Genomic DNA, 8,895 nt, shown 5'->3' with positions numbered 1-8,895 from the left:
CCACCCCGCCCCACCAACCCAAGCAGCCTTGCAGCTGTTGACTTTGCCTTTGCTCCAAAGCGGGCCGCCGGGCTGCAAGCCCGGCATCCACCCACCGCTCAGTAACGCGGCCGGCCGTCTTCCAGCACCTGGCGCAGGAACGGCACGGTGATCCGCCGCTTGGCCGCCAACGATTCGCGGTCCAGCCAATCCATCAGTGTGATCAGCCCGCCCAGCTCGCGCCCGGAGTGCGACAGCAGCCATTCGATGGAGGCTTCGTCGATGGCCAGGCCACGGCGCAACGCGCGGTCGCGCAGCACCGCAGCACGCCCCTCCTCGTCCAGCGCCTGCAGCACCACGCGCACGCACTGGCCCAACCGCGAACGCAGGTCCGGCAACACCAGGCCCAGCTCGGCCGGCGAAGCCTGCGCCGTATACATCACCGCCGTGCCCGCCGCGCGCGCGCGGTTGTGGAAATCAAACAACGCCACCTCGTCCTCGCGCCCACCGGCCACCGCGTCCAGTCCGTCCAGCACCACCAGGTCGCGCTGTTCCAGCCCTTCCAGCACCGCACGCACCCGCCCCACCACCGCGCTCAGCGGCACGTAGGTCGGCGTGCGCCCAGCCTGTTCGGCGTTGGAACACATCGCCAGGGCCTGGTGGGTCTTGCCGGTGCCGGCCGCACCTTCCAGGTACACCCAGTCCGGGCTGGCGCCCACGGCGATCGCGCGCAGCTGCGCCAGCGCACCATCCGGTGCGCCGATGAAGGTCTCCAGTCGCTCGTCCTGCGGGTAATGCAGGGCCAGCGGCAGCTGCGGTACTGCGCTCACTTCGGTTCCGGCCCCTTCGGCGAACCGTCGACGATGATCACCGGCTTGTCGATGTAGGAATCGAGCACGATGGACGGCTTCTCACCGGCATACAGCTCGCTTTCGCGGTAGCGCTGGTGCGCATAGCGCAGCAGCACGTTGCTGACCGCCGCCACCGGCAGCGCCAGCAGCATGCCGAGGAAACCGAACAGCTGGCCACCGGCCATCACCGCGAAGATCACCGCCACCGGATGCAGCCCGATCTTGTCGCCGACGATGCGCGGGGTCAGCACGTAGCTTTCCAGCAACTGGCCCACGGTGAACACCACGCCGACCAGCAGCAGCAGCTTCAGGTCGAAGCCCTGCGCCTGCACCAGGGCGGCGATCACCGCCATCAGGATGCCGGTGGTGGCGCCCAGGTAGGGAATGAAACTGATCAGGCCGGCGATGATGCCGATCAACAGCCCGAGGTTCAGGCCGACCATCGTCAGGCCACCGGCGTAGATCACGCCCAGCGCGATCATCACCAGGAACTGGCCACGGATGAACGCGCCGAGCACGTCGTTGGACTCGCGCGCCAACTGGGTGATGGTGCCCACGTGGTTGCGCGGGATGACCGAACGCACGCGCTCCACCAGCAGGTCCCAGTCACGCAGGAAGTAGAACGCCAGGATCGGCAGCAGCAGCAGGTTGACCACCCAGGTCACCATCGCAAAGCCGGAACGCTGCACATAGCCGAAGAACTGCTTGGCCACCCCGCCGGCCTGCTGCCAGTGGCTGCGGATGTAATCCATCACCCGCTCCGAATCCAGCCATTGCATCACTTCCAGGCCGGTCTTCTGTTCGAACCAGGGAATGCCCTTTTCCATCAGCCAGGCCTGGGCCTGCGGCGCGGAAGCGATCAAGGTGCTGATCTGGCGCTCGATCATCGGCACCAGGATCAACAGCAGCGCGGTGATCACCAGCACCATCGCCACGAACACCAGGATCACGCCGGTGTTGCGCGAACGCCCGGTGGCCTCGATGCGGTCCACCAGCGGATCGCCGAGCCAGGCCAGCGCGAGCGCCAGCACGAACGGGGTCAGGATGGGCGCCAGCAGCCAGACGACCCAGCCGATCAGCAGCGCAACCGCGACGAACTTGACGCGGCGCAGGAACAGGGCGATTTCCGCCTCCGGAGTGTGGATCATCGCAGGCGGTACTCGTTGCTGGCCGGGGCCGGATTCTGTTCTTCACCGTCCAGGGTGATCGCCACCGGGGCGACCGGCACCAGTACGCCGTCCTCGCCCAGCATGCGGTTCAACCCGGCAAGGCCGGTGGTCATTTCAACGCTCAGTTCCAGCCGGTTGCCCAGCGCGCGCAGCGGGATGATGTTGCGCACCACCGGCACTTCGCGCAGGCCGGCGGCCAGGCGCATGTAGTCGTCGGCGCTGTCGATCCCGGTCACCACGATGCGGTAGGTGCCGGCCTGGCCGGTCGCCGCGCCAGGCTTGGCGTAACGGCGCACCAGCGCGTCGGCCGCGCCATCGGCACCGCCGGCCATCGCACGCATGGCGTTGGCATCCTTGGTGGTCCATTTGTTCAGTTCGCGGCCGTTGTCGACGAACACCCAGTCCGCCGTCCAGCCGCCCTCCGCGCGCGACAGCTTGCCGATCAGCTGCATCGGCGGGGCGTAACGGGCCGAAGCCCGGGCCACCGCAGCGGTGTCCTGGCGCCAGATCGCGCCGACCAGCGCCTGTTCGGCGGTGCTGCCGGTGGGCAGGCCCAGCTTGAAGCCGCGTTCCACCGCGCGCGCCAGCACCGGGCGCACTGCGTTGGCCTGCTGCACGGTCACCAGCCGCGGGCCGCTGCCATCGTCGATGGCCAGCCACAGCACCGGCTTGGGGCGCGGCAGCGGCCACACCGGCAGGCCCAGCGCGGCCACCATCGCATCCACGTCGTCTTCCCGGAAGCGGGCGACCAGCAGCGTGCGGAAGTTCGGTGCGCCGCTGGCGGTGGTGCTCTGGTCCTGTTTGTAGTCGTAGCTCTGCACGTAATCCTTGGCGTTGCGCAGGGCCTGCACCACGCCCGGGCGGGCGGTGATGTTGCGGTCGCCGGACAGTTTGCCCAGCACTTCGGCCAGCGCGCGCGACAGCCCGCCGTTGCGATCGGCGTCGCTTTGGCCCCGGACCGGGACCTCGGCCTCGTAGGCGCCGGCGGCGGTGGCCACGTCTCCTTCGGTGCGCAGGCCGCTCTGGGCCAGGGCGGCAAAGGGCAGGCACGCCGCGAGGAGCATGATGAGGAACGTGGTCCTGAGGGGGCTGCGGGGCATCTGGACTTCCATTGGCTCGACGTATCCGGGGAGATTGTTGCCCGAATAGGGTCTTTGCGCCAACGTGGCCTGTTAAAATCGCCGTCTCACCCTTGCCAGCGCCGACGCCCGTGACCAACAGCCCGTCCTCCGCCCCTACGCCCCTCACCTACCGTGACGCGGGTGTCGACATCGATGCCGGCAACGAACTGGTCGAGCGCATCAAGCCGCTGGTCAAGCGCAGCTTCCGCCCTGAAGTGATGGGCGGGCTGGGCGGCTTCGGCGCCCTGTTCGACCTGTCCAACAAGTACCGCGAGCCGGTCCTGGTGTCCGGTACCGACGGCGTCGGCACCAAGCTGAAACTGGCCCAGCAGCTGGGCCGCCACGACACCATCGGCATCGACCTGGTCGCCATGTGCGTGAACGACGTGCTGGTGCAGGGCGCCGAGCCGCTGTTCTTCCTGGATTATTTCGCCACCGGCAAGCTGGACATCGACACCGCAGCGGCGGTCGTGGGCGGCATCGCCAACGGCTGCACCGAAGCGGGCTGTGCGCTGATCGGCGGCGAAACCGCTGAAATGCCCGACATGTATGCCCCGGGCGAGTACGACCTGGCCGGCTTCACCGTGGCCGGCGTGGAAAAGAGCGAACTGAAGGACGGCGCCAGCGTTGCCGAGGGCGACGTGCTGATCGGCATCGCCTCGTCCGGCCCGCATTCCAACGGCTATTCGCTGGTGCGCCGCATCTATGACCGCGCCGGCCAGCCGGCCGGACACGTGCTGGAAGACGGGGTGAAGCTGGTCGATGCGCTGATGGCGCCGACCCGCCTGTACGTGAAGCCGATCCTGGCCCTGCTCAAGACCCACGGCGAGGCGATCCACGGCATGGCCCACGTCACCGGCGGTGGCCTGACCGAGAACATCATCCGCGTGGTGCCCGAAGGCCTCGGCCTGGACATCGACGCCCGCAGCTGGACCCTGCCGCCGGTATTCCAGTGGCTGCAGCGCGAAGGCGCGGTGGCCGATGCCGAGATGTGGCGCACCTTCAACTGCGGCATCGGCTTCGTGCTGATCGTGGCCGCCGACCAGGTCGCCGCCGTGGCCGACGCTGCCGGCGCACAGGGCCTGCAGCACTGGACCATCGGCAAGGTGGTGCCGGCCGTTGAGGGCGCCGAGCGCGTGCACATCGGCTGACAAAAGGACCCTGCCGGTAACGCCGAGCGATGCTCGGCGGCATCCCGGCTACCGCTGCGCTCGCCGGGCATGGCCCGGCGCTACCTGTTCCGGGCGCCTGCCCGGCGCTCACGGCCATCAAGGAGACCGCCATGTCCACCCCGCCACTGAGTGCGCAGGACGCTGACCACCTGCGCCTGCTGTCGATCTTCCACTACGTGGTGGCGGGCATCACCGCGCTGTGCTCGCTGATCCCGGTCATCCACCTGGTAATGGGCCTGGCCATCGTCACCGGCAAGCTGCCGATGGAAAGCCAACAGGGCAGCGAACCGTTCGACCCCCGTCTTTTCGGCTGGTTCTTTGTCGCCTTCGCCGGTGCGTTCATCGCTGGCGGCCTGACCCTCGCCGGCTTCATGGCCTACGCTGGCCGCTGCCTGGCCCAGCGCCGCCGCCATCTGCTGTGCATGGTCGTGGCCGGGATTTCCTGCTGCTTCATGCCCTTCGGCACCGTGCTCGGTGTGTTCACCCTGATCGTGCTGCTGCGTCCTGCGGTCAAGGCTGCCTTCGGCGCCGCGCCGGTCACCCCGGCCTGAGGCACCCATGTCCGCCACGCCTCCCCCGCTTCATGCCCCGCGCAGCTGGACCGCGATGCAGGTCGATTCGCACCTGCACACGTTGAAGATCCTGTTCTATGTACTGGGGGGCTTCGAACTGGTCCTTGCCGCCTTCCTGCTGCTGGTCACCGTGGCCGGCTACGTCAGCGAGCCGCCCGGCAGCGGGCCCGATGCCGCGCCGTGGCTGCTGTTCATCCTGATGGGCGTGGGCGCAGGACTGTACGCAGTGCTGGGCGGATTGAGCCTCAAGGCGGCCGGATGCATCGGCAAGCGTCGCCAGCATCGGCTGTGCCTGGTCGTGGCCGGCCTGGCCTGCCTGACCGGGGCACTGGGCGTGGCGCTCGCCGCCTATGCGCTGTGGGTGCTGCTGCGCACCGAAGTGACGGCCAGCTTCCTGGACAGCGCGCGCAAGGTCGTGGCATGACCGGTTGCACGCGCATCGCCGTGCTTGCCTCCGGCCGCGGCAGCAACCTGCAGGCGATCCTGGATGCGATCGCGCAGGGGCAGCTGCAGGCCGAGGTCGTGGGCGTGTTTTCCGACCGTCCCGACGCTGAAGCCCTGCAGCGCATGCCGGCGCCACGGCGCTGGGCCGCGGCACCGCGCGACTTCGCCGACCGTGCCGCCTACGAGTCCGCGCTGGGTGATGCGGTCGCCGCCAGCGCACCGGACTGGATCGTCTGCGCCGGCTACATGCGCATCCTCGGTGCCGCCTTCGTGGCCCGCTTCGACGGCAGACTGGTCAACATCCATCCGTCCCTGCTGCCGCGGCACAAGGGCCTGCACACGCATGCGCGGGCGCTGGAAGCCGGCGATGCCGAACATGGCGCCAGCGTGCATTTCGTGGTGCCGGAACTGGATGCAGGCGCCGTATTGGCGCAGGCCCGGGTGCCGGTATTGCCCACCGATACGCCGCAGACCCTGGCCGCGCGCGTGCTGGGCGTGGAGCATCCGCTGCTGATCGCCAGCCTGCAGCTGCTGGCGAGCGGCCGGGTAACTGAACAGGACGGTCAGCTCCAGCTCGACGGTCACCCCTTTTTCAGCCCACTGGCCCTAGATTCGGCACGCATGCTGCAGGCTTCCTGAGTTGCTGAACACGCGCCGATGACCCCGGCGCTGGCATGCTTCCCTTCCCCTTTGCCGCTGCCTGGTATGAAGAACACGACGCTGCACCGTCCCGCGCTGTTGTTGTCCGCCCTGTTCTGCCTGGCGGCGCTGCCTTCGGCTGCGCAGCAGGTGCCGCAGCCCGCGCCCGCCGCCGCCCCGGCAGAGGCGGCGCCGGTGGTTCCTGCGCTGCCCGCGCTGGCCTGGGAACCGCCCGCGCTGGAACCGTTCACCGCTACCTACCAGGCCTTCTACAAGGGCAAGGAAGCAGGCGATGCGACCATGCGCGTCACCCATGCAGGTGGCGTGCAGTGGCGCGTGGACATGCAGGTCGTGGGACGCCGCGGCTTCGCCAGCGTGCTGGGCCTGAACCTTGAACAGAGCACCGTGTTCGAGAACAACGGCGGCCAGTACCGGCCACTGAGCCAGAGCACCGTGCGCAAGGGCCTGTTCCTGGGCAAGAAAGTCACCGGGACGTATGACTGGCAGGCCGGTACCGCGCGCTGGACCGGCGACCTGAAGAAGGAACGCACGCAGCCGATTCCGCTGCAGGCCGGTGACCAGAGCGCGCTGCTGCTGAACCTGGCGATCATGCGTGACGCCCGCCCGGGCAGTGCGATGCATTACCGCTACGTCGATGTCGGCCGCGTGCGCCAGCACGATTACCAGGCCGCCGGCGCCACCGAAAGCGTGCAGGTAGGCGATCTGTCCTACGACGCGCTGCGCGTGGCGCGCAGCAATGGCGGCAACGACGAAACCATCCTGTGGATCGCCAACGGCGTACCGACGCCGGTGCGCATCCTGCAACGCAAAGATGGCCAGGACTACATCGACCTGCGCCTCATCGAATACCAAGGAGTCTGAGCATGACCACGTTCCAACGCCCGCTGACCTGGATCGCCGCTGCCGCCCTGTCGGTAGCCAGCCTGCCCGCGATGGCACTGCAGCCGTTCAAGGCCGATTACCTGGCCAGCTACATGGGCATGCAGGCCAACGGCACGATGACCCTGGCCAGCGAAGGCACCGGCAAATGGCGTTACAGCCTGAAGGTGAAGAACCAGCTGGCCGACCTGAGCCAGAGCACCGTGTTCGAGGAAGCCAATGGCCGCCTGCGCCCGCTGAGCAGCCAGGACAGTTCGGTGCTGCTGGTCAAGAAGCGCAACGTGCAGGCCAACTACAACTGGACCAGCAACCAGGCAACCTGGACCGGCGACATCAAGCCGGACCGTGCGGGGCCGGTGGCGCTGAAGGCTGGTGACATGGATGCGCTGCTGATCAACCTGGCCATCGCGCGCGACCTCGCCGCCGGCAAGCCGCTGAACTACCGCATGGTGGACGAGGGCCGGATCAAGCCGATGAGCTACCGCGTGGTCGGCAAGGAAGCGGTCACCGTGGCGGGCAAGAGCTACGAAGCGACCAAGGTGTCGCGCGTGGATGGCAACAAGGAACTGATTGCCTGGATCGTGCCGGAGTTCCCGGTGCCGGCGCGCCTGCTGCAGCGCGAGAGCGGCAAGGACTCGCTGGACCTGACCATCAAGGGTCTGAACTGACGGATCGGCAGGCATCGGTAGGGACGGCCGCTGGCCGTCCTTCACCGCATTGACGGCCAGCGGCCGTCACTACCGGATGCGCGGTGGTGGGTGATGCACGGTGGTGGGTGACGCGCGGTGGTGGGTGACGACCGTTGGTCGTCACGGCTTTCCAGCGCCAAGAGCGTGACGACCAACGGTCGTCACCCACCGGCATCCAGCGGCCGTCACTACCCTTATTCGGCCTGGAACACCGTGCGGCAGTCCACGCGGATCTGCTCGCCGGTGCTGCGCCACACGAAGGTGCGGCACTCGCGGTTGCCCTCCTTCGTGTCGGTCGCGCCCACCGCGTGGAAGGCCTGGATGATCTCGTCACGGGTGACGGCGCCATCGCCGTTCCAGTCCATGTCCTTCTGCTCGACGCCCTTGGTGATGGCGATGTCGGCAAACCAGGCGTAGCCCAGGTAAGCCAGCATCAGCAGCACCAGCGCCAGCAGCGCCTTGCGGCGGCGGGTGAACCTGCCGCGCAGGATCATTGCACGCGCCTGATGGTGGCACCGAGCGCGGACAGCTTCTCTTCGATGTTCTCGTAGCCACGGTCCAGGTGGTAGATGCGGTCGATGGTGGTATCGCCATCGGCCATCAGGCCCGCCAGGATCAACGACGCCGACGCACGCAGGTCGGTCGCCATCACCGGCGCACCGCTCAGCCGTTCGGCACCGCGCACGATGGCGGTGTGGCCTTCCACCTGGATGTCCGCACCCACGCGCAGCAGTTCGTTGACGTGCATGAAACGGTTTTCGAAGATCGTCTCATTGATCACGCCCACGCCGTCGGCCACGCAGTTGAGCGCCATGAACTGCGCCTGCATGTCGGTGGGAAACGCCGGGTACGGCGCGGTGGTCAGGTTGACCGCCTTCGGCCGCTTGCCCTGCATGTCCAGGGTGATGGTGTCGGCGGTGGTGCTGATGGTGGCCCCGGCTTCGACCAGCTTGGACAGCACCGCTTCCATCGTGTCCGGGCGCGCACGGTTCACCGTCACGCTGCCACCGGTCATCGCCGCGGCCACCAGGAAGGTGCCGGTCTCGATACGGTCCGGCAGCACTTCATGACGACCACCGCCCAGGCGCGGCACCCCTTCGATCACCAGCCGGGCAGTGCCCAGGCCTTCGATCTTCGCGCCGAGCGCGATCAGGCAATGCGCCAGGTCGGTGACTTCCGGTTCCATCGCGCAGTTGTCCAGCACGGTGGTGCCTTCGGCCAGCACGGCGGCCATCAGCACGTTCTCGGTGCCGGTCACGCTGACCATGTCGAAGGTGAAGTGACCGCCCTTCAGGCGCTTGGCACTGGCCTTGATGAAGCCGTTCTCCACGACGATCTCCGCACCCAGCGCCTGCAGGC

Annotated in this window: 11 protein-coding genes; 6 read left to right on the top strand and 5 right to left on the bottom strand. The window is 68.0% G+C overall.

Annotation, left to right across the window (positions count from 1 at the left end):
* Positions 1–98: 98 nt before the first annotated feature.
* From hda to ABB28_RS15820, 3 genes are read right to left on the bottom strand one after another with little or no spacing between them, the layout of a single operon-like run.
* Positions 99–809, bottom strand: a complete 711-nt coding sequence (hda, locus tag ABB28_RS15830; RefSeq protein ID WP_057687340.1) for a DnaA regulatory inactivator Hda — start codon at positions 807–809, stop codon at positions 99–101.
* Positions 806–1,978, bottom strand: a complete 1,173-nt coding sequence (locus ABB28_RS15825; RefSeq protein WP_057687339.1) for an AI-2E family transporter — start codon at positions 1,976–1,978, stop codon at positions 806–808. The genes hda and ABB28_RS15825 overlap by 4 nt, the downstream gene beginning before the upstream one ends.
* Entirely contained in the window at positions 1,975–3,111 is a 1,137-nt protein-coding gene (locus ABB28_RS15820; RefSeq protein ID WP_057687338.1) for a DUF2066 domain-containing protein, read from the bottom strand. The genes ABB28_RS15825 and ABB28_RS15820 overlap by 4 nt, the downstream gene beginning before the upstream one ends.
* Positions 3,112–3,209: 98 nt before the next feature.
* Here ABB28_RS15820 and purM point away from each other — a divergent pair, with 98 nt between their 5' ends.
* The 6 genes from purM to ABB28_RS15790 all read left to right on the top strand — a co-directional run bounded on the left by purM (position 3,210) and on the right by ABB28_RS15790 (position 7,515).
* Positions 3,210–4,271, top strand: a complete 1,062-nt coding sequence (purM, locus tag ABB28_RS15815) for a phosphoribosylformylglycinamidine cyclo-ligase (protein WP_057687337.1) — start codon at positions 3,210–3,212, stop codon at positions 4,269–4,271.
* Between the two features lie 131 nt (positions 4,272–4,402).
* Positions 4,403–4,843, top strand: coding sequence for a hypothetical protein (locus tag ABB28_RS15810; RefSeq protein WP_057687336.1), 441 nt, complete (start codon positions 4,403–4,405; stop codon positions 4,841–4,843).
* A 7-nt stretch (positions 4,844–4,850) separates the two neighbouring features.
* A complete protein-coding gene (locus tag ABB28_RS15805; RefSeq protein WP_152983495.1) occupies positions 4,851–5,288 on the top strand; it encodes a hypothetical protein in 438 nt (145 codons plus the stop codon).
* Complete coding sequence (gene purN / locus ABB28_RS15800) at positions 5,285–5,947, top strand: phosphoribosylglycinamide formyltransferase (protein ID WP_057687334.1); 663 nt, start codon at positions 5,285–5,287, stop codon at positions 5,945–5,947. Before ABB28_RS15805 ends, purN begins: the two co-directional genes overlap by 4 nt.
* 66 nt (positions 5,948–6,013) lie before the next feature.
* Entirely contained in the window at positions 6,014–6,829 is an 816-nt protein-coding gene (locus ABB28_RS15795; RefSeq protein ID WP_057687333.1) for a DUF3108 domain-containing protein, read from the top strand.
* A 2-nt stretch (positions 6,830–6,831) separates the two neighbouring features.
* A complete protein-coding gene (locus tag ABB28_RS15790) occupies positions 6,832–7,515 on the top strand; it encodes a DUF3108 domain-containing protein (protein ID WP_057687332.1) in 684 nt (227 codons plus the stop codon).
* Between the two features lie 215 nt (positions 7,516–7,730).
* Here ABB28_RS15790 and ABB28_RS15785 read toward each other — a convergent pair whose 3' ends face one another.
* Together ABB28_RS15785 and murA are read right to left on the bottom strand one after the other, a co-directional pair.
* A complete protein-coding gene (locus ABB28_RS15785; protein WP_057687331.1) occupies positions 7,731–8,030 on the bottom strand; it encodes a hypothetical protein in 300 nt (99 codons plus the stop codon).
* Positions 8,027–8,895: UDP-N-acetylglucosamine 1-carboxyvinyltransferase (murA, locus tag ABB28_RS15780; protein ID WP_057687330.1), on the bottom strand; the 869-nt coding region annotated here is incomplete at its 5' end. The genes ABB28_RS15785 and murA, both read right to left, overlap by 4 nt.

It is taken from the genome of Stenotrophomonas chelatiphaga (genome assembly GCF_001431535.1).
GTDB classification, from domain to species: Bacteria; Pseudomonadota; Gammaproteobacteria; order Xanthomonadales; family Xanthomonadaceae; genus Stenotrophomonas; species Stenotrophomonas chelatiphaga.
Note: the sequence above shows the minus strand (reverse complement) of the source record. Positions and strands in the feature narration are given on the sequence as shown.